Origin of the sequence: Actinacidiphila rubida (assembly GCF_900110255.1) — a bacterium.
In the GTDB taxonomy this organism is placed as follows: Bacteria; Actinomycetota; Actinomycetes; order Streptomycetales; family Streptomycetaceae; genus Actinacidiphila; species Actinacidiphila rubida.
In genome coordinates, this window is sequence record NZ_FODD01000006.1 from 72533 (window position 1) to 97514 (window position 24982).

Here is a 24982-nt window from a genome sequence, read left to right on the forward strand (position 1 = left end):
CGAACTGTCGCGAAAAAGGCGTCCCGGGTCGGACGCCCACTGGTGCAACTTACCTACGCTTTGGCCGGTTCCCGATTCCGGTAACGGAACGGGCAGGATGGGGGCCATGTCCAACACCCCCGATGAGGGCGCACCGCTCTCGGCGAACCCGCTGACCCGTGCCGTCCTGGAGATCGACACCTACACGTCGGGCCTCGGCTGGGACCAGCCGGCCCGCCTGTTCGCCCTGGTCGACACCGCTCACCTGCGCTCCCGTGAACCCGGCCTCGCCGACCAGCTGGGGCTCGGCGACGAGACCACGGGCGGGCTCACCCCGATCGAGCAGGAGGAGCTGCCGTCCGGCGCCGCCCTCGACGAGTTCCTCGCCACCATCGCCTGGCCCGACGTGATCGCCGGCTGCGCGCTCACCGTGGAGCGGCTGATGCTGCCGCCGTCCGCGGAGGCGGCCATGCCGGACGGTCTGGGCGACGCCGAGCTGGCGTCCTGGGTGGCCCGGCACCCCGAGCGCCAGGAGGTGCGGATGACGGTCGCGGTGCTGCGGGACGGCACCCGCGAGTCGGCGGTGCGGCTGCGCGAGAAGGACTCGCCGACCGAGGTGCTGACCGGCCCCGACCTCGTCCCGGGCCTGGCCGACGCGCTGGCGGCGACCTTCGAGTGAGGGCCGTCAGCCCGTGCAGCTGGGCAGCGCCGCGTCGTTGCCGGACTTGATGTTCGTCAGTGCCGCCATGGCGTCGTCGAGGGTCTTGACCTTCACCAGGGTCAGGCCCTTGGGGACGTCCTTGGCGGCCTCCTCGCAGTTGTCCGCGGGGGTGAGGAAGAACCGCGCGCCCTTGTCGCGGGCGCCGATCGTCTTCAGGCTGATGCCGCCGATCGGGCCGACCGTCCCGTTGTCGTCGATGGTGCCCGTGCCGGCCACGAAGTTGCCGCCGGTCATGTTGCCCGGGGTGAGCTTGTCGATGATGCCCAGCGCGAACATCATGCCCGCGCTCGGGCCGCCCACGTCGGCCAGCTTGATGTCGATGGTGAACGGGTAGGTGTGCTCGATCCCGGCCTGGATGCCGACCACCGCGCGGGACGGGCCCTGGTCGTGCGACTCACGTGTGGTGACCGTCACCTGGTGGGTGGGCGCCGACTTCGACTTGACGTCGGCGGCGCGCACGACGGTGAAGACCACCGGCTCGCCCGGCTTGTGCTTGGTGACCAGCTGCGCGACCTGGTCGGACTGCGTGACCTTGGTGCCGTCCACGGCCTTGATGACGTCGCCGGCGTGCAGCGTGCCCTCGGCGGCGCCGCCCTTGACCACGGCGGCCACGATCACCCGGGACTGCACGGGGATGTGCAGCTCGTCCAGGGCGGCGACCTTGGCGCTGTCCTGGGACTGGCTGAACTCCTCGGCGTTCTCCTGGTCGGCCTGCTCGGCGGTCTGCCCCGGCGGGTAGAGCGTGTCGTGCTCGACCACCTTGTCGTCGTGCCGCGCCCAGCCCAGCAGCGCCTCGACGAGGTTCATCCGGTAGTCGGCGCCGGTCACCCGCACCGTCGTCATGTTGAGGTGGCCGTCGGCGGGGTACGTCTGGCGGCCCGAGATCTGGATCACCGTGTCGCCGCCGTAGTCGCCGAGGGTGTTGACCGTCGGCCCCGGCGACATCTCCGCGTAGGGAGCGGGCGTCAGGAGCGCCACGCACAGCAGCGCTATGAGCGTCAAAGTCGAGGCGATCAGCGTCGCGGTGCGGCGTGGCATGGGTCGACCCTACGGGATTGAGCCCTCAACCGGCCTCTTGGGTGAGTCCTCCTCGCCCGCTCCGGAGGCCGCCTTTGCGGAGGCTTTGCGGCCGCTGTGGGACCGCGCGGGGCCGTGCCCGGAGACGATGATCCGGCGGCGGCGGCCGATCCTTCCCCCCTCGGCGGCGGGCTGCTCGGCACCGGCCCGCGCCCCGGCCGGCCGGGTGTCCCGGACACCGCCGGCGGAGGCGCCCTCAGGGGCCGCGGAGCCGTCGGCGACCGGACGCCCGGCGGCGTCCGGAACGGCCTCCATGGCCGCCCTGAAGCGCTCGTAGCCGGCCAGCGAGGCGCCGTCGTGGGTGACGCGCTTACGTGCCGCCCAGCGTGCCCAGACAGCGGCGAACAGCGCCGCGACAGCAGGAATGAGCAACCACACGAGTGCACCCACAACGAACTCCCGACCCCGTATCGACCCCAGAGGCCCCAAATCAGACCTATGAGCAGATTAACCACCCGGTGCGTCAACGCTCCGGCGGGCCAACGGGTTACGCAAGCGGAAATCCCACTAACGGACGGTTACGTCATCAGAGTGGGTGCAGGGTCGGGGCGCGAGGGTCCGGCGCTCAGCGGGCGCCGACCCACTCCTCGCCGCCGTCGTCGAACCGCTGGTGCTTCCAGATCGGCACCTCGCTCTTGAGGTCGTCGATCAGTCGGCGGCTGGCCGCGAACGCCTCGCCGCGATGCGGGCAGGACACGGCCACCACGACGGCGATGTCGCCGACCACGAGGTCGCCGACGCGGTGCACGGCCGCCAGGGCCCGCACCGGGAACTCCGCGGCCACCTTCTCCGCGACGCGGCGCAGCTCGGCGCCCGCGGTCGGGTGCGCACTGTAGGACAGGCCGGTGACCCGCGCATCCGCACGTCCGTCGTGGTCGCGCACCGTCCCGACGAAGAGCGTGGTGCCGCCGGCCGCGTCGTCACCGACCGCCGCGAGGACCTCGTCCACCGACAGCGCGCCGTCACGGATGGCCAGCAGCCGGATCGGGCCACCCGCCGTGTCGCGGTCCTCGTACATGGGTGCCATGCCCTCCATGCTGCCTCACACTCCCGCGATACGGAAAGAAGTTTCCACTACGTGGCCCGTGCCGTTCACAGGCCGCGCCGCTTGCGGGCCCGGCGGACCACGGCCGCCGCGCCGACCAGGGCCACGGTGGCGCCGGCCGCGCCCAGCGTCGTCGCGTCCTTGCGGCCGAGCCTGCGGCCCGCGACGGAGTTGCGCCCCGCGACCTCCTCCAGCAGTTCGGCCAGCACCTCCTCGTTGGTCCACCGGGGCCGCCAGCCCGCGTCGTGCAACCGGCTCCCGCTGACCACCCAGGGGTGCATGGTGTAGGCGAGGTCGCCGGCCGGGGACGGGGTCAGGCCGAGACGGTGCAGGCGGGATGCGGCGCCGAAGGCGATCGCGGGCGGCAGTTCCATGCGGCGGATGCCGGACAGCTCCTCGACCTCCTCCTGCTCCAGCCAGCCGTCGCAGCCCACCGCCATCTCGCCGTCGACCTCCTCCAGCACGGCGTACTCCAGCGCCGACACCAGGTCCTCGACGTGGCAGAACTGCCAGCACGGGCGGCTGCCCGCCACCACCAGCAGGCGCGGCGACTCGAAGTAGCGGGTCAGCGCGGTGTCCGTGCCGCCCACCAGGACCGCGGGCCGCAGGATCGTCACGTTGAGGCCGGGGTGGGCGCGGGGCGCGCGCCGCCCCAGCCGCTCGATCTCCAGCAGGTCGTCGACGAAGCTGGCCTCGGAGGTCGCGCGCAGCGGCGCGTCCTCGGCGAGCGGCACGTCGTTGTCCGCCTGCGCGCCGTAGACCATCGCCGAGGTGCACAGCACGACCCGGCGCACTCCGGCGGCGGCCGAGGCCGTCAACACGGTCTGCGTCCCGCGCACGTTGAACGCCGAGCGGGCCTTGGGGTCGGACTCCAGGTCGAGGTCGAGCGCGAGGTGCACGACGACGTCCGCGCCGCGCAGCTTCTCGGCGATCGCCGGGTCGCGCACATCGAGCACCCGCCAGGTCGCACCGGGCACGTCACCGCGCCGCTCGTCGATCGCCAGGACCTTCTTGACCTGCTCCGATTCGACGAGCCGCAGCGCCAGGGCACGGCCGACGCCGGAGGCCGCGCCGGTGACCGCGACGACCGGGCCTGACGCGCTCCGGCCACCGCTCCGCTCTGGGCGAACGTGTGCTTCTGGGGAACTCACCGGGTGTCTCCCACGGTTGTCTCAGATACGTACGCAGCCATCCTGCCGGACAGGTGTCTAGGCTGGAGGTACAGCCCACCACACACCCCACCACGACACAGAGCCGAGGAATCCCGTGAGTGACATCCCATTCGGATTCGGCGTCCCTCCGGAGGAGCCCGAGGACGGGGACGAGGGCAAGCAGCGCAAGGGCGGTGAGGGCCAGGGCGGCCAGGGCGGCCCGCCGAACCCCTTCGGTTTCGGGGGCGGCAACCCCTTCGGGCCCGGCGGCGGGGACAACCCGTTCGCGGCGATGTTCGGCTCGCTGAACCCCAACGACCTGGGCGCGGCCTTCCAGCAGCTCGGGCAGATGCTCTCCTACGAGGGCGGCCCGGTGAACTGGGACATGGCCAAGGACATCGCGCGGCAGACCGTCGCCCAGGGCACGCCCGACGGCGTCAAGGACGCCAGTGTGGGACGCGCCGACCGCGACTGGGTCGCGGAGGCCATGCGCCTGGCGGACCTGTGGCTCGACGGCGCCACCTCGCTGCCGTCCGGTGCCAACACGGCGGTGGCCTGGAGCCGTGCCGAGTGGGTCGAGGCGACGCTGCCGGTGTGGAAGGACCTGGTCGACCCGGTCGCGGAGCGCGTGGCCGGCGCGATGGGTGACGTGCTGCCCGAGGAGATGCAGGCCATGACCGGCCCGCTGCTCGGCATGATGCGCTCCATGGGCGGGGCGATGTTCGGCTCCCAGATCGGGCAGGCGCTCGGCACCCTCGCCGGCGAGGTCGTCGGCTCCACCGACGTCGGCCTGCCGCTGGGCCCGGCCGGCAAGGCCGCGCTCCTCCCGGCGAACGTCGCGGCGTTCGGTGACGGCCTGGGCATCCCGCAGGAGGAGGTCCGGCTCTACCTGGCGCTGCGCGAGGCCGCCCACCAGCGGCTCTTCGCCCACGTGCCGTGGCTGCGGGCCCACCTGTTCGGCGCGGTCGAGGGCTACGCGCGCGGCATCAAGGTCGACACGGCCCGCCTCGAGGAGGCCGTCGGCCAGCTCGACCCGTCGCAGCCCGAGCAGCTCCAGGAGGCGCTGCAGCAGGGCATGTTCCAGCCCCAGGACACCCCGGAGCAGAAGGCGGCGCTGGCCCGGCTGGAGACCGCGCTGGCCCTCGTCGAGGGCTGGGTGGACGCGGTGGTGCACGAGGCGGCGGCCCCGCACCTGCCGTCCGCCGGCGCCCTGCGCGAGACGCTGCGCCGCCGCCGGGCCAGCGGCGGCCCCGCCGAGCAGACCTTCGCCACCCTGATCGGCCTGGAACTGCGGCCGCGCAGGCTGCGGGACGCGGCCCGCCTGTGGGCGTCGCTGTCCGACGCCCGCGGGACCGACGGCAGGGACGGCCTGTGGGCCCACCCCGACATGCTGCCGACCGCCGCCGACCTGGACGACCCCGACGGCTTCGTGCACCGCGAGACCTTCGACTTCTCCGAGCTGGACAAGATGCTCGGCGAGGCGGCGGCCGACGCGGCCGGCAGCGTGGAGAGCCGGCGGGACGCCGAGAAGGGTGACGCCGGCGAGAAGGCCGGGACGGACGCCCCGGACGCCGCGCGCGACGAGAAGCGGGACCCGCGCCAGGAGCCGGAGAAGTCCCCGGGCAAGGATGGCGAGGACGGCCAGGACGGCGACGAGGGCGACGCCGGCAAGTGAGCGCTCTGCACGCGGACGCGGTCGGCGTCCTGGAGGGGTGGGACGCGCCCGCCGCGGACCAGGAGGAGCTGCGCCGGGACTACCTGGCGCACCTGGCCGCCCACCCCGACGGCCTGCTCAAGTCGTGCCGTGACGGCCATGTGACCGGCAGTGTGCTGGTCGTCGACCCGCCGCGCGAGCGCGTGCTGCTCACGCTGCACGCGAAGCTGCGGATGTGGCTGCAGATGGGCGGCCACTGCGAGCCGGACGACACGTCGCTGGCCGCGGCCGCGCTGCGGGAGGGCGTGGAGGAGTCCGGTATCGGCGGGCTGCGCCTGCTGGTTCCGGTGCCGGTCCGGCTGGACCGCCACCACACGCCGTGCGCCTGGCACCTGGACGTGCAGTACGCGGCGGTGGCGCCGGAGGGCGCGGTCGCCGCGATCAGCGACGAGTCGCTCGACCTGCGCTGGTACGGCTACGACGAGGTCGCCGGTGTCGCCGACGCCTCGGTGGCGGCCCTGGTGGAGCGGACCCGCGCCCTGCTGTAGGACGCGGTCCGCTCCCTCCGGCGTGCGGTGCGCCGGCCCGCGGTGCGCCGTGCGTCAGCGGTTGGACCAGATGTTGCCCGGGTTCTGGCCGTGCGCGCCCTGCTGCCCGACGCCGTACTGCGCGCGCAGGCCCTGCCCGATGTTCATGTGCTGCGGCGGCATCAACTCGCTGGGCTGCACGAGGACGTAGCCCTGCCCGACGAAGTTCAGCTCCCAGCCCTCGCCGGTGCTGCCGCGGCGCCGGAAGACCGACGAGCTGCTGGTCTGCGCCTGCATCTGCACGCGCAGGCCGCTGGACCAGGCGACGACCGCGTCCGCGTCGCAGGACACGTAACGGTCGGGGGTGACGGGCATCATGAGCGGCTTGCCCGAGGTCATCAGCGCGACCTTGCCGTTGCCGGAGATGTTCAGGTTGTACTGGCCGGTGCCGGACAGCCCGAACTGGCTGTCCACCGCGATGACCTCCCAGTGCAGGCCGGAGTCCAGCGCGAGCACATACGCGCTGTCGACGGTCAGGCCCTCGTGGTCGACGTCCAGGACGTGGATCTGCTGCGCGAGGTTGGCGAGGTAGACGGTGCCCTGCCCGGAGCAGCGCATCAGGTCCAGGCCCTCGCCGGTGTGGCGGCGGCCGCTGCGCTGGTGGCGCGACTGGTACTCGCCGTCGAACTCGATCATGCCCTGGTAGGCCACCATCGAGCCCTTGCGGGCCAGGCAGTCCGGGCCGGTGTTGCCGTCGAGCCGGACCCGCAGCAGGTAGGAGTTCTGCAGGCTGTAGTGGTCCTGGTTCTGGACCTCGGTGAACGCGAAAAGCGGGCTCTGCATGGTGTGTTCGCTCCCCCTCAGCCCCGGACCCGGAGCCGGTCAGTGCTGTCCTCGCTCGGCTGGACGACCACGAATCCCTGGCCGGAGAAGCCGATCTGGAACGCCTCGCCGCTGCCGCGCCCGATCAGCGACGACGCCTTGAAGCTGCGCTTGGCCTTCATCTTCAGCCCCGACGACCACGCGACCAGCGCGTCCGGGTCCACGTACGTCTCGTCCGCGCCGCTGCCGCAGTCGACGACGATCGGCGTGCCGCGGGAGGTGATGGCGACCCAGCCGTTGCCGGACACGCCCACGTTGAACAGGCCCTGCCCGGCGAACTTGGCGAGTCCCTTGACCCTCTCGACGCCCCACTGCAGGTGCGCGTCGAAGGCGAGGAGGTTGGTGCCGTTGACCGACACCGACTCGTTGTCGAGGTTCAGGCACACCACGTCGGCGCCGTAGTCCGCCAGGTACAGCAGCCCGTCGCCGCTGCACTTCATGAGCGGGGTGCTCTCACCGGTCAGCCAGGCCGAGGCCATCTGCCGCACGGCCGGCGGGTTGGGCTCGTACTGCACGAAGCCCTCGTAGGCGATCATCGAGCCGGTGCGGGCGAAGAGGTCCTGGCCGGTCTGCATGGCGACCTTGAGCATCGACGAGCCGTGGTTCTCCATGCGCGCGGCGACGGGCGTCGGCGCGTACCCCGCGATCATCTGCTGGTCCATGGCGGGTCACACCTCGTAGGGCTGGACGACGATGAAGTTGCCGGGAGCGCCGCGGAACTGGAGGTTCACGGTCTCACCGCTGTGGCCGGGGTAGGCGCTCCTGCGCAGCCGCACCTGGCTGGAGACGATCACCTGGGCGGCGGCCGACCAGGCCACGATCGCGTTGCTGTCGGCGTAGGTGGTCGGGGTGACCGGGAGGACCACCGGCGTGCCGTGGGTCTTGACGATCACCGTGCCGGTGCCCTGGAACTGCATGGTGAACAGGGCGCCGCCGGGGATGCCGTGCCCTTCGATCCGCCGCACCTCGTGCTGCAGGCTCTCGTCGAAGGCGAGCACGTTCTCCGCGGACACGCACAGGGCGTCGCCCTGCAGCTCGACGGGGTGGAGGTACGAGGCGTTCTCGGCGAAGAAGACCTGGCCGTTGCCGGTGCAGCGCATCAGCTGCATCTCCTGGCCGGTCATGTTGCCGACGATGCGGCCGGTGAAGCCGGCGCCCTTGTAGCCGAAGTCGACCTTGCCCTGGTAGAGCACCATGCTCCCCTGCCGGGCGAGTACCGGCTGGCCGCCCGCCTGGCTGAGGTCGGCGCGCATCATCTTGGGGTTCTGCTGCGTCCAGCGCTGGCCGGTGGGCGCCTCGCGGTACTTCTGCATGCCGACGGCCAGGCCCGGACCCTGCGCCGGCATCGACGGCAGGCCGTAGTTGGCCGGGGCGCCGGGCTGCGGGTAGCCGGGCGGCGGCTGCTGGGCGAAGGGGTTGCCCGGCGCGGAAGCCCCGGGCGGGCCGGGCTGGCCGGGGAACGGCGGCGGCGTCATGCCCGGGCCGGGCGGCGCGGCGGGCGGGGGGACCTGCCCGAACGGCGGTGCCTGGCCGGGTGGGGTGGCCAGCGGTCCGACCATGGTCGGCGCGTGGTGGATGTCGAGGCCGCCGGCGCCGGGTGGCGGCGTGAAACCGGACCGGTCGGGAGCCGGCTGCGGCGGCGCGACGGGCCCGCCGAACGAGGGGGCGGGCGCGGGGGCCGGGGCGGGCGGCGGCGTGGGGCCGCCCGCGGGCGGCGCGAAGCCGGGTGCCGGGCCGGACGGCGGTGCGAAACCGGGCGCGGACTGCGGCGCCGGCGGCTCGGCGGCGGGCTCGTCCTCGGCGACCTCGCCGCCGAAGTTCCGCAGCAGCGCCGCGAGTCCGCCGTCGAAGCCCTGGCCGACGGCGGCGAACCGCCACACGTCCTTGAGGTAGATGTCGGCGAGCATCACCGCGCGCTCGGTGCTGAACTCGGCGCCGGAGAAGGCGTACCGGGCGACCTCCTCGCCGCCGGCCACCAACCGGATGTAGCCGGGGGCGATCTGGGACATCTGCCCGTCGCCGTCGATGGTGGCGGTGAAGCTGAGCCGCTGCACGGCCGCCGGGATCCGGTCCAGCGTGACGCGGAACGACTCGGCGTCACCGGCCTGCGCGCCGAGCAACTGGATGGACTCTTCCGGCGACTTGGGCTGGTTGAAGAAGACGAAATAGCGGTCGTCGGAGAGCTTCTCGTCCGCGTCCAGCCCGAAACAGCTGATGTCGAAGGTCAGTCCGGGGGCGGAGATCTGCACCCCGACGTAGAGATCGGTGCCAGCGGTCAAGTCGCTGATCTTGGCCTTGTGGCCGCGCTGGAATTCCCTGGCCATCGTGCGACCTTCCCCCATCCCCTTTGTGCTCCGGTGCGTTGCGACAGGCTAACCGCTCTCTCCGACGGGAGCCATTCCCCTCAGGTCACCGCTGCGTCACCGTTGTACCGGCGCGACGTGCCGCGATGCCCTGGGGGCGCGTGGTGCGGGGTGCGTTCCGGTGGAGGGTGAGGCGCGTGCCCGGGTGCGGGTGAGGCGCGTGCCCGGCTGCGCGAGGGCGCGGCGTCAGCCCGGCTGCACGGGGCGTGATGTCCACGCGGCTGCACGGGGGCGTGATGTCCGCGCGGGGCGGCGGTCAGTCCTGCGGGCCGGGCGGGTGGGGCAGCCGGTCGGCGGCCACCACGCCCTCCAGGTAGCCGCGGGCGCGCTCGGTGCGCGGGTAGCTCTCCAGCAGCTTCCAGAACGCCGGGCCGTGTCCGGGCACCAGCAGGTGGGCGAGCTCGTGCAGCAGCACGTAGTCGATGACGTACTCGGGCATGCCCTGCAGCCGGTGGGAGAGCCGGATACTGCCCTCGGAGGGCGTGCAGGAGCCCCAGCGCGAGTTCTGGTTGGTGACCCAGCGGACCGTGTCCGGGACCGCGCCGCCCAGGAGGTACTGCTCGGACAGCCGTTCCGCCCGGGCGGCCAGCTCCTGGTCGCCGGGCATCCGGCGGCTCTCCTGCGCGGCGAGCTTGTCCAGCATCACCGTGACCCAGCGCTGCTCCTCCGCCGCCGACATCCGGGCCGGGATCAGCACGACCGTGCGATCGCCGTCCCGATAGGCGGACACCGTCCGGCGGCGGCGTGCGCTGCGGCGCACCTCCACCGCACTCGCCCCGCTCGTCCGGAGGCCGCGGGCGGTCTGGCTGGCGAGATTTCGCGCTGGATCGGCGGACACGGCTCGACCGTACCCGTTTCACCTGTGATAAGTCCCGCCTCCAAGCCGTTCGGCCCGTGAATCACCTCGGTTCGCACACATATGGAATGCCTGAGTTCACCTGTCCCGCGATCAGGTGAAGTGCGGCTCACCTGGGCTTCGGGGATTTCGGGGCGCGGGCGCCGCGGCGAGCGCACGGGCATATGAAATGAATCTCTCCCACAGCCTGTGGATAACTTCACGGCGCTTGCGGGCGGATCGGCCATGCTGACGCTGTCACTCACGGAGAGTGAGCGGCCGGACGGCGTGCGCGACGGATCGCGCGAAGCCGGACGCGGGAGCACGGCGCGGGAGCACGGCGCGGGAGCACCGCGTGGGTTGCGAGCGTGCGGGAGCACCGCGTGGGTTGCGAGCGCGCGGCCGGCGGGCGTGCGCGATGCGGGCGTTCGGGACGCAGGGTTCGGGATGCGGGAAGGCGTGTGAGGGCGATGCAGGGAATGCGGCCGATGCTGAAGACGGCGCTGCGGCGGAGCTGGCGGGACGGGGAGAGCGTGCAGTTCGGGGTGGGGCCCGACCACGCGGTGGTGCTGGAGCCGGTGGACGGCCCGGCGGCCGGTTTCCTCGACCTCCTCGACGGCACCCGCGGCACCGCGACGCTGACGAGGGACGCGGCCGCGCTCGGACTGCCGCCGGACCGGGTGCGGCGGCTGCTGGGGCTGCTCGCGGACGGCGGCGTGCTGGACGACGCGTCCGGGCACGCGGCCCTTTCGGCGGCGGTGCGGCACCGGGCGCCGCTGCTGGACAGGCTGCGACCCGATCTGGCGGCCCTGTCGGTGGTCCACCCAGGTCCGGGTGCCGCCGCGGCCCGGATACGGCACCGGCGGGCGGCCCGGGTGCGGGTCCACGGGGCGGGCCGGGTCGGCGCGCACCTGGCCGCACTGCTGGCGGCGGCCGGCGTGGGCGCGGTGGACGTGGTGGACGGCGGCCGCGTCGAGCCGTGGGATGCGGCGCCGGGCGGGATCCCGGCCGAGCAGGTCGGCGAACGCAGGGACGCCGCCGGGCGGGGCGCGGTGCGGCGGGCGGCGCCGGAGGCGCGCAGGGGTGCGGCGGCCGGGACCTGCGGCACCGGTGGCACGGTCACCCCCGGTGGGGCGGGCGGGCGCGCGGCCGGGACCACGGGATCGGTGCTGACGGTGCTCGCGCCGCGCGACGGGCTGCACGCCTACTCCCCCGACCCCGAGGAGGCGAGGCGGCTGGTGGCCTCGGGGGTGCCGCACCTGTACGCGGGCGTACTGGAGGGCACGGGTGTGGTGGGCCCGCTGGTGCTGCCGGGCCGGACACCGTGCGGGGAGTGCGTCGGGCTGCGGCTCGCCCGGCAGGACGCGGCGTGGCCGCGGATACTGGCCCAGCTCAGGTCGGGGCGGCAGCCGGGTGTGCCGGCCTGCGACGTCGCTCTGGCCGCCACGGTCGCCGGGCTCGCCGCCGCCCACGCGCTGGCCCACCTCGACGGGCGGGTGCCGCCGAGCGCCGGGGCCCGGGTGGAGCTGTCCCTGGAGCGCCTGTCCGGCACGGTCCGGCCGCTGCCCGCGGAGACCGGATGCGGGTGCGGCGCGGCGGCCCGCGAGGCCCGCACGGGCGCGGCGGGCACCGGCGGCGAGTCCCGCCGGGACGATCGGGACATTGCGCTGACCATGGCGTCAAGTGGCCGCCTCATCCCCGGGCCGCCCCGGGAGCGGGGCACAATGGCCATGTGACCGACCGGAAATGAGGGGCGCATGTCTGATCTTCCGCGCAAGGCTGTGACCCGGACCGCGAAACTGGCAGCGCTCCCTCTGGGGTTCGCCGGGCGGGCCACGATGGGGCTCGGCAAGCGGCTCGGCGGCCGTCCCGCCGACGAGGTGGCGATCGAGCTGCAGGAGCGGACCGCGGAGCAGATCTTCAAGGTGCTCGGTGAGCTCAAGGGCGGCGCGATGAAGTTCGGGCAGGCGCTGTCCGTCTTCGAGTCCGCGCTCCCGGAGGACGTCGCGGGCCCCTACCGGGCGGCGCTGACCAAGCTCCAGGAGGCCGCACCGCCGATGCCGGCCCGCACCGTCCACCGGGTGCTGGCCGAGCGGCTGGGCAAGGACTGGCGCTCGCTGTTCTCCGAGTTCGAGGACGTCCCGGCGGCCGCCGCGTCGATCGGCCAGGTGCACCGCGCGGTGTGGAGCGACGGGCGGAAGGTCGCGGTGAAGGTGCAGTACCCGGGGGCCGGTGACGCGCTGCTCTCGGACCTGTCCCAACTCGGCCGTGTGGCGAGGCTGTTCGGCCCGCTGATTCCGGGCATGGACGTCAAGCCGCTGCTGGCGGAGCTGCGCGAGCGGGTCGCGGAGGAGCTGGACTACGCGCTGGAGGCCAAGGCGCAGCACGCCCACGCGGCGGAGTTCGCCGGTGATCCGGACGTCGAGGTGCCGGACGTGGTCCACCAGGCGGACCAGGTGCTGGTCACCGAGTGGATGGACGGGGTGCCGCTGTCCGAGGTGATCGCCTCGGGCACCGAGGACATGCGCGACCGGGCCGGGCAGCTGCTGGCGCACTTCCTGTTCGCCGGCCCCGCGCGCACCGGGTTGCTGCACGCCGACCCGCACCCGGGCAACTTCCGGCTGCTGGTGGACGACGGCCCGGCGGACGGGTGGCGGCTGGGCGTGCTGGACTTCGGCACCGTCGACCGGCTGCCGGAGGGCCTGCCGCTGCCGATCGGCACGGCACTGCGGCTGGCGCTGGAGGACGAGGCCGAGCAGGTCTACGCGATGCTGCGCACCGAGGGCTTCGTCAAGCCGACGATCACCCTGGACGCGGAGGCGGTCGCGGACTACCTGCGGCCGATCATCGAACCGGCCGCCCGCGAGGAGTTCCACTTCGAGCGGGCGTGGATGCGGGCGCAGGCGGCGCGGATCGCCGATCCGCGGTCGCCCGCCCACCAGTTGGGCAAGCAGCTGAACCTGCCGCCGGCGTACCTGCTGATCCACCGCGTGACGCTGAGCACCGTCGGGGTGCTGTGCCAGCTGGGCGCGACGGTGCGGCTGCGCGAGGAGCTGCTGGAGTGGCTGCCCGGTTTCGACGGCGAGGGAACGGCGGAGTCCGCCTGAGCGGCGGCGCCGCCGCGGCTACCACCAGGCGGAGTCCAGCCGCCCTTCGATGCTGCGCAGGTGCTTGCGGGCGCAGGTGTCGCAGAAGAAGACGCGGCGGCCGTTCTCCACGGAGCAGGTCCACGTGAGCGGAAGACCCTGCTGGGTGACGCCGCAGCGGGCGCACGTCGTCGCTGCCTGAGACCCGGCCGGTGATGGCTTGTGATCCACTGGTTGACGATACCTCCGCCAGTGCCGGGTTTGTCGGCATAACGCACCGCGGGACCGGCCCTTTCGGACCGGTCCCGCGGGGTGTCTGTCGTGGCCGTGCGCTGGTCGTGCCCCTCGCGGGGCGGTGCCGGGAATCCGGCGGGGGCCGTTACTGCATCACGGCCATGGCCAGGGCGCGCCGGGCGCGCAGCGACGCGCGCTCGGCACGGCGCTGCAGCCGGCGGGCGGCGAGCAGGTGCATCGACCTGCGTTCGTGCTCCGCCTCCCGCAGGCGCTGTTGCATATGGGCACGAGCCAGGGCTTCTGGCATGAGTTGCATCTCGAGGTTCCTGTTCTGGCGCGACGCCATCGCGTCGGATTCACGTGCGGGGAGTTCGCTGAGGGTGGGAGTCATCGGGGCCTGATTCATCGGATCGTGCGTGAGTGGGTTGTCGAGGGTGCCGGGGGTGGTGGACTTCCGGATGGTCATGCCGCGACCGCGTTCTTGCGCGGACGGCCACGGGGCCGCTTGCGGGCGACGACCACACCCTGGATGAACAGCTCGCCGCCCCAGACGCCCCAGGGCTCGCGGCGGTCCTTGGCACCGGCGAGGCAGGCCTCGCGGACCGGGCAGGTCTGGCAGAGGGACTTGGCGTACTCGACGTCGGCCGGCGACTCCGCGAAGAAGACCTCGGGGTCGTAGGTACGGCAGGGGACGGGCACGCCGAGTCGCTCGATCTCGTCGTCGAGCTCGGTGAGGGGCAGCAAGGTGGTCTCCGGGGGCTGTGCGGGCGGGTGGGTCAGGTCGGGCAGGGAAGCTGACGTGGCGTGCGGGGTGGTGTGCACGGTTGCTTCGTTCCTCATCTGTCGGTCTGTCGTTCCGGCCGGTCGGTGGCCCGGCCGGGGCGGTGCTGCAGGTCTGAAGAAAACAGAAGGGCCGCGGATCCCGGTCTGGGATTCCGCGGCCCTGAGGTGCCGACCTGATGCCGTATCAGGCTGGATCACTCCAGGGTTCGAGCCCGCGGAAGGCCCACTTGCCGTGCTGCTGCGTCTTCTGCTGTCCGTTCGCGTGTCCCTTGGCGGCTTCCACGCCCGTGGCGGTACCAGCGCCGGCGCCGTTGGCCGCCGCCGCAAAGGCATAGGCCTGCGCCTGAGCCTTCGCCGCCACTACCGCGGACGCCTTGGTCGGTCGCTCGATCCGCTCGCGCACCGGGACGACCGGCAGGAGAGCGGCGGAGGACAGACCGGAGCCGGGCATCGAAATGCCGAGCGGGCAGGCGAGCAGGACCGAACGATCGGTCATCACGGTGGTCAGCTGGCTGGTCATCGGGGCTCGCCTCCTCTCGGCGTCTCGTAAGGGCAGTGGAACGGACTTGCCTAGTACATCACGTGCGGGTGGGCCTTTGGAAGAGGCGTTCCCCGACCGTGCTCGTGAAGGCTATGGGGACCTCCGCGGGATGCGCAAACTATTTTTCGGCTTCTTCCGCGGAAGTTTCTTCGGGCAGGTCGGGGGCCGTCGCGGGCTCCTCCGACGGCTCCCCGTCGGACAGTTGGCCGCCACCCTGAACCGGAATGTCGAGCTCCGCGCCGGAGCAGAGCGTCAGCACGTCCGCACCGAACCGTTCGAGCTTGCGCGCACCGACGCCGGCGATCTGCGAGAGCTCCCGCTCGTCGGACGGGCGGACCTCCGCGATGGCCAGCAGCGTCTTGTCGGTGAACACGCAGTACGCCGGCTGCCCCAGCCCCTTGGCCTGCTCCGACCGCCAGGCGCGCAGCCGCTCGTACAGGCCCTCGTCCAGATCCGAGGGGCAGTCCTCGCAGCGCATCAGCTTGATCTCGCCGGCGTCGGACAGGGTGCGCCCGCAGACCCGGCACAGCACCGGCCCGCGCCGCTTGCGCCCGCCGCCCTGGCCGCGCTCCACGCCGCTGCTGCCGCCCGCTCCGGCGCCCCGGGCGCCGCGGGGCGCGGAACCCGGCCGCAGGCCGTCCAGGAAGCGCGAGGGCCGCCTTCCGCCGCGCCCGCCGGGCGAGCGGGACAGCGCCCAGGACAGGTTCAGGTGGAACCGGGCCCGGGTGACGCCGACGTACAGCAGCCGCCGCTCCTCCTCGACCTGCTCGTCGGTCTTGGCGTAGGTGATCGGCAGCGTGCCCTCGGTCAGGCCGACCAGGAACACCGCGTCCCACTCCAGGCCCTTGGCCGCGTGCAGCGAGGCCAGGGTGACGCCCTCCACCGTCGGCGCGTGCTGGGCGTTCGCCCGCTCGTCCAGCTCGGCAACGAAGTCGCCCAGTGTCGCGGTGGGCCGGGCCACCGCGAAGTCCTCCGACAGCCGCACCAGCGCGGCCAGCGACTCCCAGCGGTCGCGCACCGCGCCGGATCCGGCCGGCGGTTCCGAGGCCCAGCCGCGGGAGCTGAGCACCGCACGCACCTGCTCGGGCACCGGCTCCGGATCGCCGGGCTCGGCCGAGGCACGGGCGGCCCCGCGCAGCAGCAGCCCCGCCTCGCGCACCTCGGGCCGCTCGAAGAACCGCTCGGCGCCGCGCAGCTGGTAGGGCACCCCGGCGTCGGCCAGGGCCTGCTCGTAGACCTCGGACTGGGCGTTGATCCGGTAGAGCACGGCGATCTCGCTGGGCCGCACGCCGGAGTCGATCAGGTCGCGGATCCGGCGGGCGGTGCCCTCGGCCTCGGCCGGCTCGTCGGAGTACTCGGCGTAGGCCGGGGCCGGGCCCGCCTCGCGCTGCGAGACCAGTTCCAGCCGGTGGGCGGCCGCCTGGCCGCGCGCCTGGCCGAGCAGCCCGTTGGCCAGCGCCACGACCTGCGGGGTCGAGCGGTAGTCGCGCACCAGCTTGACCACCGTCGCGTCCGGGTGCCGGGTGCGGAAACCGAGCAGGAAGTCAGGGGTGGCCCCGGTGAAGGAGTAGATGGTCTGCGACGCGTCGCCGACCACGCACAGGTCGTCCCGGCCGCCGAGCCACAGGTCGAGCAGCCGCTGCTGCAGCGGGCTGACGTCCTGGTACTCGTCGACGACGAAGTGCTGGTACTGCGAGCGGACGGTCTCCGCCACGTCGGGCCGGTCCTCCAGCACGCCGACGGTCAGCAGCAGCACGTCCTCGAAGTCGATGACCCCGCGGTCGCGCTTGAGCTGCTCGTACGTGGTGTAGACGCGGGCGACCTCGGCGGGGTCGCGCGGCGCGTCGCGGCCGGTCTTGGCGACGGCCGCCGCGTACTCCTCGGGGACGGTCTGGGTGACCTTGCACCACTCGATCTCGCCGGTGACGTCCCGCAGCTCCGTGCGGTCCAGCCGGATGCGGCAGCGCGCGCCGGCCTCGGCGACCAGCTGCACCTTGCGCTCCACCAGGCGCGGCATCTCCCCGCCGATCGCCCGCGGCCAGAAGTACTGCAGCTGGCGCAGCGCCGCCGCGTGGAAGGTGCGCGCCTGCACCCCGCCCGCGCCGAGCTGCCGCAGCCGGCCGCGCATCTCGCCGGCGGCCCGTGCGGTGAACGTGACGGCGAGCACACTGGCGGGCTGCAGTATCCCGGCGCGCACCCCGTAGGCGATCCGGTGGGTGATCGCCCGGGTCTTGCCGGTGCCGGCGCCGGCCAGCACGCACACCGGCCCGTGCAGGGCCGTGGCCACCGCGCGCTGCTCGGGGTCGAGGCCGTCGAGCACCGCGTCCGCGGAGTCGGGTACCGCCGGGAAGAGCGAGTCGTGGAGTGTCGCAGTCACCCCGCCACTCTGCCACTTTCGTAGGACAGGCCGGGAAGGTTATCCACAGGGCGACCACCCGCGTCCGGAATGCGACACGCGTCCCGGGCGTTCACCGAGCGGCAGCGACCGCCGCCACCGCACACCCCCGGGACAAGGAGCGCACACCGATGTCGGGCACCGTGACCATGTACAGCACCACTTGGTGCGGCTACTGCCGCCGTCTGAAGACGCAGCTGGACCGCGAGGGCATCGCGTACACCGAGATCAACATCGAGGAGGACCCCGCGTCCGCCTCGTTCGTGGAGAAGGTCAACGGCGGCAACCAGACGGTGCCGACCGTGCAGGTCGTGCCCGCCGGCGGCGCCGCCGAGGTGGTCATGACGAACCCCAGCCTCGCGCAGGTGAAGCAGGCGCTCGGCGCCTGACGCCACCCTGGGGGGCGGGGGCTGAAGGAAATCGAGGGACTGAAGGCGAGGTCCCGGGCCGGTCCGGCGGTACGCCGGTCCGGCCCCTGGCATGCGGGGACCCGGGCCCGTGAAGCACCCGCCGGACCCGGCGCACCCACGCGTCGCGCGGGCGCGCCCGGCCGTGTCGTACGGAGCCGCACGGACGCGCCTCGCACCGAGGCGCCGCCCGGCGTGCGGGTCAGCGGGCGGCGGCGCCCGGACCCGGCAGGGGCTTGCCGTACCAGCTCTCGATGAGCCGCGCGGCGATCGAGATGCCCGACGGCGGCAGCACCTCGCCGGACTCGAAGGCGGCCCGCAGTTCGTCCCGCGAGAACCAGCGCGCCTCGTGGATCTCCTCGCCGTCCACGGTGATCTCCGTGGACGTCGCCCGCGCGTTGAACCCCAGCATCAGGCTGGACGGGAACGGCCAGGGCTGGCTCGCCACGTACGCGACCTCGCCGACGGCGACGCCGACCTCCTCCTGCACCTCCCGGCGCACCGCCTCCTCGATCGACTCGCCGGGCTCCACGAATCCGGCGAGCGTCGAGAAGCGGCCCTCGGGCCAGTGCACCTGCCGGCCCAGCAGCACCCGGTCGTCCTCGTCGGTGACCGCCATGATCACCGCCGGGTCGGTCCGCGGGTAGTGCTCGGCGCCGCACGCGGGGCAGCGCCGGATGTGGCCGGCCGCCGCGATCACGGTCCGCTCCCCGCAGCGGGAGCAGAAGCGGTGCATGCGCTGCCAGTTCTCCAGCGCCACCGCGTGCACCATCAGGCCGGCCTCCAGCGGCGACAGCAGCCCGCCGACCTCGCGCAGCCCCGCGGGCCGCGCCACCGCGTCCATCCGCCCGGGCAGGGCGTCCTTCTGCAGCGCGAAGTACCGCACGCCCTCGGGGTCGATGCCCAGGAAGTAGCGGTGGGTCTCGGTCTCGGGCGCGTCGAACGCCGGGGTCATGACGAGTTCGGTGCGGCCGTCCTCGGTGTCCTCGACCAGGACCTGGCCGCCGGAGACCACGAACACCCGGGTCGTCGGGTGGCTCCACGCGGCCGCCAGCCACGCCTCGTCCATGCGGTGGTGTGCCGCCCGGTCCACGCCCTGGTGGGTGAGGGCCAGCGGCTGCGAAGTCGCGTCCAGTCCGGTCAAGGTGCTTCCTACTCCCCGTCGTTCACGTACGTCGGCTGAGGTGTCCGCGGTGTGTCCGCGGGCCGGCGGTTCAGCTCGCCGGCCGCGGCGCGGCCGGCCAGGGCCCGGCGCGCCAGTCCTCGGCGAGGTCCGTCCACAGATGGGCGGCCGTCTCGACCCCCTTGAACAGCAGGTCGAGCTCCACCTTCTCGTTCACCGAATGCCAACCGTCGGACGGCACGGAAATTCCCAGGAACAGCACGGGAACCCCCAGCACGTCCTGGAGGTCGGCGGCCGGGCCCGAGCCGCCCTCGCGGGTGAAGCGGATCTCCTGGCCGAACGCGCGGCCCATGGCGCGCACCAGCGAGCGCAGCGCCGGGTGGTCCAGCGGGGTCAGGCACGGGCGGGTGCCGCCGCCCCAGAACCGGATCTCGTGCCGGACGCCGTCCGGCAGCCGCTCGGCGACCCAGTCGGTGAACAGCCGCTGGACCGCCGCGGTGTCCTGTCCGGCCACCAGCCGGAAGGAGAACTTGACCTCGGCGCGCGACGGCACGATCGTCTTGCCGCCCGGGCCGCCGTAGCCGCTGTGGATGCCGTTGACCTCGGCGGTCGGCCGGGCCCAGATCCGCTCCAGGGTGCTGTGGCCGCGCTCGCCGAGCGCGGCGTGCGACTTGGCGGTGCGCAGCCAGGCGGCCTCGTCGAAGCGCAGCTCGGCGAGCAGCCGGCGCTCGCGCTCGGTCAGCTCCACGACGCCGTCGTAGAAACCGGGTATCGCCACCCGGCGGTCGTCGTCGTGCAGCGCGGCCACCAGCCGGGCGGCCTCGGTCGCCGGGTTCGGGACCGCGCCGCCGAACGACCCGGAGTGGATGTCCTGGTCGGGCCCGTGCAGCACGACCTCGCCGTCGACCAGGCCGCGCATGCCGGTGCACACCGTCGGGGTGTCCTCGGCCCACATGCCGGTGTCCGAGACGATCGCGGTGTCGCAGGCCAGCCGGTCGGCGCGCTCCCTGATCAGCTCCAGGAAGTGCGGGGAGCCGGACTCCTCCTCGCCCTCGACGAGGAACTTCAGGTGCACCGCGGGCGTGGTCCTGCCGGTCGCCGCCAGGTGTGCGCGCAGGCCCAGGGTGTGCAGGAACACCTGCCCCTTGTCGTCGGCCGCGCCCCGCGCGTACAGCCGCCCGTCGCGCTCGACGGGCTCGAACGGGTCGCCGTCCCAGCCGTCGGCCAGGGCCGCGGGCTGCACGTCGTGGTGCCCGTAGACCAGGACGGTCGGCGCGTCCTCGTCGTCGCTCCGCCACTCCGCGAACACCGCCGGCGCGCCCTTGGTCGGCCACACCTCGGCGACCGGGAAGCCGGTCTCCTTCAGGGCCGCCGCCAGCCACTCCGCGCTGCGCAGCAGGTCCGGCGCGCGATCGGGCTCGGCGGACACCGAGGGGATGCGCAGCCACTCGGCCAGGTCCGCGAGGAACGGCGTGCGGTGGGCGCGGATGTACGTCTGGACGTCGTCGTCCGGGGTGGAGCTCATGCCGTGCAGCCTAGCCTGGGGCGCGGCCGCGGAGCCCGGGCGGGTGACGGCGCTGACGGCACGCTGACATGTGAGTTGCCGCACGTCGGGGGCGGGCGGGCGGGCCGTCCGGACGCCGGGACGGGCCGGGGACGCGGGCGGCGGGGCGCCTCCCCGCCGCACGAGCACCGGCGCGCCAGCCCGCACCGCCCGGGGCCTTCAGGAAACGTCGGGAGCCGTCAGCCGCTCCAGATCCGCGCGGCCCGGCAGGCCCGGCGGATGGACCAGGTCCCCGGTGCGGACGTAGAGGAACGCGGCGCGCACCGCGGTCAGCGGCACGCCCTGCCGCTCGGCCCACGCGAGCCGGTAGACGGCCAGCTGCAGCGGGTCCGCGGGCGAGACCTCGGGGTGCCCGGTCTTCCAGTCGAGCAGGTCGTACGTGTCGCCGTCCCGGTACACCGCGTCGATCCGCCCCCGCACCACGCGCCCGCCGAGCACGATCTGGAACGGGACCTCGACGGCGTAGGGGGCGCGGTCGGCGAACGGGGTGCGCAGGAACGCCTCCTTGAGCGCGGTCAGGTCGCGTTCGTCGGCGATGTCGAGGTCGCCGGCCGGTTCGGCGCCCGGCAGCTCGTCCAGGCCGAACAGCGGACCGGTCTCCCAGCGGGACTCCAGCCAGGTGTGGAAACGGGTGCCGCGGCGGGCCGCGGGCGCCGGGGGCCGGGGCAGCGGCCGGGCCAGTTCGCGGGCGAGCCCGTCGGGGTCGGCGGCCAGCCGCAGCAGCTGCGTGGCGGTCAGCGACGCGGGCAGCGGCACGTCGTGCACCTTGGCCCGGGCCCGCCGCAGCTCTCCGGCGAGCGCGTCCAGGTCGCGGTCCCAGGACGCCGCGAGCCGTGCTTCCTCCGTGACGAGCCACCCGTCCTCGCCGCCGCCCTCCGAGGTCGGCCCGCCCTCCTCCGGATACGGCCCGTAGCCGCCCTCGTCCTCCGGATACGGTCCGAGGTCGTCCTCCGCGCCGGACCCGCCCTCGTCCTCCGGATACGGCTCGTGGTCGTGCTCGGCGACGGCTCGGCGCACGCCGCCCGTGGCGCGGGCCCCGGCCTCCGCCGCGAAGGTCTCGTCGTCCGGCTCGCCTGCTTGGTGCCCGACGCGGCCCGCGGCCATCCCGGCCATCCCGGCCGTCTCCGCCGCGCCCGCCGCCTCCAGGTCGCGGACGGCGTCGAGGTGCGCGACGACCGCCTTCGCCGCGTGCCTGCGGCGCTCCAGGGCCGCGGGGTCCAGCGGCAGCGGCCACGGCTGCTCGGCGGCCTCCGCCAGCGCGGGGTTGACGTCCTCGGGCGCGGGCCGGTCCGTCCAGTGCTCGATCTCGCCGTGGCCGGCCTCGCAATGGACACGCAGCGCGTCGAGGAACGCCGACGGGCCGAACGGGGACTTCTGGGTCGGCCCCCACCAGTGGCCGGAGCCGAGCAGCAGTGACCGTGGGCGGGTGAACGTCACGTAGCCCAGGCGCAGTTCCTCGATCCGCTGGTGCTCCCGCATCTCCTCGCGGAAGCCGTCGACGCCGGCCCGCGTCCACTCCACGACGTCCGGCAGCGTCGCGGCGTCGCCGCGCAGCCCGTGCGGCAGCACCTTCGCGTTGACCGGCCACAGTTCGCGGCCGCGCTCGCTGGGGAAGCCCTTGGCGACCAGGCCGGGCACGGCGACGACGTCCCATTCCAGGCCCTTGGACTTGTGCGCGGTCAGCACCTTGACGGTGTCCTCCCCGCCGGGCAGCGAGCTGTCCAGGCCCTTCTCGAACTCGGCGGCGGTGCGCAGGAAGCCGAGGAAGGCGAGCAGGGTGGCCTCGCCGTCCAGCGCGGCGAACCCGGCGGCGACGTCGAGGAACGTCTGCAGGGTCTCGCGGCGGCGGGCGGCCAGCGCGTGCGGCGACGCGGACAGCTCGAGCTCCAGGCCGGTGACGGCCAGGACCCGGTGCAGGACGTCCATCAGCGGGTCGGCGAGCGCCCGCCGCAGGTCGCGGGTCTCCGCGGCGAACCGCGCGAACCGGACCCGGGCCTCGGGCGAGAACGGCAGGTCGTCGCCGGGGTCGGCGTCCAGGAACGTCTCCAGGGCGTCGGCCAGCGAGACCGTCTCGGCCGGGTCGACGCCCTCGACGGCCGCGGCCAGCGCGTCGGCGCCCGCGTCCGGCCGCCCGGTGCGAACCAGCAGCCGGGCGCGGCGGCCCAGCAGGGCCAGGTCGCGCGGGCCGATCCGCCAGCGCGGGCCGGTCAGCAGGCGGACCACCGCCGCGTTCGCGGTCGGATCGTGCAGCACCTCGCACGTCGCCACGAGATCGGCGACCTCGGGCAGGTGCAGCAGCCCGGACAGGCCGACCACCTCGACGGGCACGTCCCGGGCGACCAGGGCCGCGTGGATCTCGGGGAAGTGGGCGGCGGTGCGGCACAGCACCGCGATCTCGCCGGGCGGGGTGCCGGTGCGCACCAGGTGCGCGAGCGAGTCGGCGAGCCAGGCCGTCTCGTCCTGCTGCGTGGGCAGCAGGGCGCAGCGCACCACCCCGTCGTACTCGGCTCCCGGCGCGGGCCGCAGGGCCTCGACACCCTCGTGGCGGGCGCGCAGTTCGGCGGCGAGGGTGTTGGCGAGCTCCAGCAGCCGGCCGCCGGAGCGGCGGTTCTCGCTCAGCGCGTAGCGGTCGGCGGGGGCTCCGCCGTGCTGGGGGAAGTGCGCGGGAAAGTCGTCGAGGTTGGCGACGGAGGCGCCGCGCCAGCCGTAGATCGCCTGGCACGGGTCGCCGACCGCGGTCACCGGATGACCGGTGCCGCCGCCGAACAGGCCCGCCAGCAGGAGGCGCTGGGCCACCGAGGTGTCCTGGTACTCGTCGAGCAGCACGACGCGGTACTCGTCGCGCAGCAGCGCGCCGACCTCCGGGCGGGTCTGGGCGAGCGTGGCCGACAGGGCGATCTGGTCGCCGAAGTCGAGCATGTCCCGGCGCTGCTTCTCGTCACGGTAGGTGGCGGCGAGTTCGGCCAGGTCGCGGCGGGCGGCGACGGCCGCGGTGACGTCCCGGACCCAGGCGTTGCCGCGTCTGGCCGGGTCGATCCCGGCGAGCCGCTCGGCCAGCCGCGCGTCGTGCGCGCGCAGCCGCTCGGCCGTCACCAGGTGCTCCGACAGCTCGCCGGACAGCGCGAGCAGGTCGCCGACCAGCGTGGGCAGGCCCTTCACCAGCGCCGGGTACGGTCCGGGCGCGGCACGCAGCACCTTCGCGGCGAGCTGGAAGCGGGTCGCGTCGGCGAGCAGCCGGGCGCCGGGCTCCAGGCCGATCCGCATGCCGTGGTCCTTGAGCAGTTGCCCGGCGAAGGCGTGGTACGTGGCGATACGGGCGTCGCCGGGCGGGTCCCCGTCCGGGCCGGCGGCGGGATCGCCCGCGTCCCCGGCGCCCACACCGGCTGCCGCCAGGGCGCGCCTGACCCGTTCCGACAGCTCACCTGCCGCCTTGTTGGTGAACGTCAGACCGAGCACCTGCTCGGGTGCGACCTGCCCGGTGCCGACCAACCACACCACGCGGGCCGCCATCACCGTCGTCTTCCCCGACCCGGCACCGGCCACGATCACCGCCGGGGCGAGCGGCGCGGTCACGCACGCCAGCTGCTCCGGGGTGAAGGGGATGCCCAGCAGCTCTTTCAGCTGCTCGGGTCGGGTGATACGCGGTGCCACCCGGTGAGGCTATCCGGCCGCGCCGACACTTGGAGCGCCGGTTGGCACCCTTAGCCGCCTTGCGTCCTGTTCATATGGAGATGTCCGGGTTGCCGAACGCGCTCAGGTCGAGAGTCCTGGACGCCGGCGGCGCCGAGATGCGAGGCGCCTTGCCGAAGCCGCTGAACGCCGCGGAGTTCGACGGGTCGTCCGGGGTGAAGGCGCGCAGGATGTACGGGGTGCCGGAGGCGGCGATCAGGATGTCGGTGGTGGTGCCGTCGGTGTCCTTCTCCACCACGGTCACCGCGGGCTGCCCGCCGACCGTCGTCGCCGCCCCCTTGGTGAAGGTCCCCGAGTCCGAACCCTGGGAGATCTCGTCCAGCATCACGCTCAGGTCGCACAGCTCCGCGAAGTTCCGGCCCTGCTTCTCCGGCATCTTGAGCCACTTGCCGGCCAGCAGCCGGGACATCGCCTGGCCGTTCTTGCCCCCCTGCGCCTTCCAGAAGCCCGCGTCGGCCTTCAGGTAGTAGGCGCCGCCGGCGTGGATGATCTGCAGGCTGTCGCCGCCGGCGGTGGCCGCGGCCGCGCACTTCCCGGACCTGGTGAGCGCGGTGGTGAAGTGGAAGGCCTTGTCGCTGTCGTCGGTGGTGCGCAGGTCGACGGTCATCGACGGGGCCGCCTTCATCGCGGCCAGCGCACGGTCCATCAACTGGCGTCCCGTCAGGTCCGCGTACGGCCCGGTGGCCTTGTGCGTGGACGCCGGACGCACCAGCGGGGCGTCCGCGCCGCTCTTGTCTCCGCCGCAGCCCGCCAGTCCCAGTGCCGCCGCCCCCGCGGCGAGCGCCGCGGCGAGAATCCTGCGTGTGGCCCCCATGGCCGCCCCCTCGTTCCCCTCGTCCCGCGCACCGTCGCCGCGCGCCGGCGCGCGGGCCCTCCCTCAGGTGCTACCGCCAACATAGCGCCGCGGTCGGACAGTCCGGGCGCC

The 24982-nt window shown here is 73.9% G+C and carries 23 protein-coding genes; 6 read left to right on the plus strand and 17 right to left on the minus strand.

Annotation, left to right across the window (positions count from 1 at the left end):
* Window positions 1-106 precede the first annotated feature (106 nt).
* Window positions 107-658, plus strand: a complete 552-nt coding sequence (locus BMW99_RS07695) for a PPA1309 family protein (RefSeq protein ID WP_069462019.1) — start codon at window positions 107-109, stop codon at window positions 656-658.
* A gap of 6 nt (window positions 659-664) precedes the next feature.
* On the opposite strand, the gene BMW99_RS07700 is transcribed toward BMW99_RS07695, so the two are convergent.
* The 4 genes from BMW99_RS07700 to BMW99_RS07715 form a co-directional block, all read right to left on the minus strand.
* Window positions 665-1738 (minus strand): YlbL family protein, encoded by a 1074-nt coding sequence (locus tag BMW99_RS07700; RefSeq protein ID WP_069462020.1) that lies wholly within the window; start codon window positions 1736-1738, stop codon window positions 665-667.
* A gap of 9 nt (window positions 1739-1747) precedes the next feature.
* On the minus strand, window positions 1748-2149 hold the full coding sequence (locus tag BMW99_RS07705) for a hypothetical protein (RefSeq protein ID WP_177226063.1): 402 nt from the start codon (window positions 2147-2149) through the stop codon (window positions 1748-1750).
* 193 nt (window positions 2150-2342) lie between these two features.
* Window positions 2343-2813 (minus strand): molybdenum cofactor biosynthesis protein MoaE, encoded by a 471-nt coding sequence (locus tag BMW99_RS07710; RefSeq protein ID WP_069462022.1) that lies wholly within the window; start codon window positions 2811-2813, stop codon window positions 2343-2345.
* Window positions 2814-2869: 56 nt separating this feature from the next.
* Window positions 2870-3973: an SDR family oxidoreductase gene (locus tag BMW99_RS07715; RefSeq protein ID WP_069462023.1), complete on the minus strand. Its 1104-nt coding sequence runs from the start codon at window positions 3971-3973 to the stop codon at window positions 2870-2872.
* Between the two features lie 115 nt (window positions 3974-4088).
* On the opposite strand from BMW99_RS07715, the gene BMW99_RS07720 reads away from it, so the two are divergent.
* Both BMW99_RS07720 and BMW99_RS07725 read left to right on the plus strand, forming a co-directional pair.
* On the plus strand, window positions 4089-5648 hold the full coding sequence (locus tag BMW99_RS07720) for a zinc-dependent metalloprotease (protein ID WP_079138181.1): 1560 nt from the start codon (window positions 4089-4091) through the stop codon (window positions 5646-5648).
* Window positions 5645-6175 carry an NUDIX hydrolase gene (locus BMW99_RS07725; protein ID WP_069462024.1) on the plus strand — a complete coding sequence of 177 codons (531 nt, stop codon included), beginning with the start codon at window positions 5645-5647 and terminating at the stop codon, window positions 6173-6175. Before BMW99_RS07720 ends, BMW99_RS07725 begins: the two co-directional genes overlap by 4 nt.
* Window positions 6176-6229: 54 nt before the next feature.
* Here the strand turns inward: BMW99_RS07725 and BMW99_RS07730 are convergent, their stop codons facing one another.
* The 4 genes from BMW99_RS07730 to BMW99_RS07745 form a co-directional block, all read right to left on the minus strand.
* Window positions 6230-6997, minus strand: coding sequence for an AIM24 family protein (locus BMW99_RS07730; RefSeq protein WP_069462025.1), 768 nt, complete (start codon window positions 6995-6997; stop codon window positions 6230-6232).
* A 17-nt stretch (window positions 6998-7014) separates the two neighbouring features.
* Entirely contained in the window at window positions 7015-7698 is a 684-nt protein-coding gene (locus BMW99_RS07735) for an AIM24 family protein (RefSeq protein ID WP_069462026.1), read from the minus strand.
* 6 nt (window positions 7699-7704) lie between these two features.
* Entirely contained in the window at window positions 7705-9360 is a 1656-nt protein-coding gene (locus BMW99_RS07740; protein WP_075016484.1) for a TerD family protein, read from the minus strand.
* Window positions 9361-9655: 295 nt separating this feature from the next.
* Window positions 9656-10237: a M48 metallopeptidase family protein gene (locus BMW99_RS07745; RefSeq protein ID WP_069467041.1), complete on the minus strand. Its 582-nt coding sequence runs from the start codon at window positions 10235-10237 to the stop codon at window positions 9656-9658.
* A gap of 485 nt (window positions 10238-10722) precedes the next feature.
* On the opposite strand from BMW99_RS07745, the gene BMW99_RS07750 reads away from it, so the two are divergent.
* Complete coding sequence (locus tag BMW99_RS07750) at window positions 10723-11970, plus strand: TOMM precursor leader peptide-binding protein (protein WP_075016485.1); 1248 nt, start codon at window positions 10723-10725, stop codon at window positions 11968-11970.
* Window positions 11971-11991: 21 nt separating this feature from the next.
* The gene (locus BMW99_RS07755) at window positions 11992-13341 is read left to right on the plus strand and encodes an ABC1 kinase family protein (protein ID WP_075016486.1); all 1350 of its coding nucleotides are present in this window, start codon (window positions 11992-11994) and stop codon (window positions 13339-13341) included.
* A gap of 18 nt (window positions 13342-13359) precedes the next feature.
* On the opposite strand, the gene BMW99_RS07760 is transcribed toward BMW99_RS07755, so the two are convergent.
* The 5 genes from BMW99_RS07760 to BMW99_RS07780 all read right to left on the minus strand — a co-directional run bounded on the left by BMW99_RS07760 (window position 13360) and on the right by BMW99_RS07780 (window position 17255).
* Complete coding sequence (locus tag BMW99_RS07760; RefSeq protein WP_069467746.1) at window positions 13360-13551, minus strand: hypothetical protein; 192 nt, start codon at window positions 13549-13551, stop codon at window positions 13360-13362.
* A 148-nt stretch (window positions 13552-13699) separates the two neighbouring features.
* On the minus strand, window positions 13700-14020 hold the full coding sequence (locus tag BMW99_RS07765) for a hypothetical protein (RefSeq protein WP_069467747.1): 321 nt from the start codon (window positions 14018-14020) through the stop codon (window positions 13700-13702).
* Window positions 14017-14376 (minus strand): WhiB family transcriptional regulator, encoded by a 360-nt coding sequence (locus tag BMW99_RS07770; protein ID WP_407640274.1) that lies wholly within the window; start codon window positions 14374-14376, stop codon window positions 14017-14019. Before BMW99_RS07770 ends, BMW99_RS07765 begins: the two co-directional genes overlap by 4 nt.
* A 145-nt stretch (window positions 14377-14521) precedes the next feature.
* Window positions 14522-14857 carry a hypothetical protein gene (locus BMW99_RS07775; protein ID WP_069462264.1) on the minus strand — a complete coding sequence of 112 codons (336 nt, stop codon included), beginning with the start codon at window positions 14855-14857 and terminating at the stop codon, window positions 14522-14524.
* A gap of 139 nt (window positions 14858-14996) precedes the next feature.
* Complete coding sequence (locus BMW99_RS07780; RefSeq protein ID WP_079138212.1) at window positions 14997-17255, minus strand: ATP-dependent DNA helicase UvrD2; 2259 nt, start codon at window positions 17253-17255, stop codon at window positions 14997-14999.
* A 149-nt stretch (window positions 17256-17404) separates the two neighbouring features.
* On the opposite strand from BMW99_RS07780, the gene BMW99_RS07785 reads away from it, so the two are divergent.
* The gene (locus tag BMW99_RS07785; protein WP_069462265.1) at window positions 17405-17662 is read left to right on the plus strand and encodes a mycoredoxin; all 258 of its coding nucleotides are present in this window, start codon (window positions 17405-17407) and stop codon (window positions 17660-17662) included.
* A 220-nt stretch (window positions 17663-17882) separates the two neighbouring features.
* Here the strand turns inward: BMW99_RS07785 and nudC are convergent, their stop codons facing one another.
* The 4 genes from nudC to BMW99_RS07805 all read right to left on the minus strand — a co-directional run bounded on the left by nudC (window position 17883) and on the right by BMW99_RS07805 (window position 24871).
* Window positions 17883-18824, minus strand: a complete 942-nt coding sequence (nudC, locus tag BMW99_RS07790; protein WP_069462266.1) for an NAD(+) diphosphatase — start codon at window positions 18822-18824, stop codon at window positions 17883-17885.
* A 70-nt stretch (window positions 18825-18894) separates the two neighbouring features.
* Window positions 18895-20328, minus strand: coding sequence for a M20/M25/M40 family metallo-hydrolase (locus BMW99_RS07795; RefSeq protein WP_075016488.1), 1434 nt, complete (start codon window positions 20326-20328; stop codon window positions 18895-18897).
* A gap of 198 nt (window positions 20329-20526) precedes the next feature.
* A complete protein-coding gene (locus BMW99_RS07800; RefSeq protein ID WP_075016489.1) occupies window positions 20527-24018 on the minus strand; it encodes an ATP-dependent helicase in 3492 nt (1163 codons plus the stop codon).
* A gap of 70 nt (window positions 24019-24088) precedes the next feature.
* The gene (locus tag BMW99_RS07805; RefSeq protein ID WP_069465478.1) at window positions 24089-24871 is read right to left on the minus strand and encodes a hypothetical protein; all 783 of its coding nucleotides are present in this window, start codon (window positions 24869-24871) and stop codon (window positions 24089-24091) included.
* Window positions 24872-24982 lie beyond the last annotated feature (111 nt).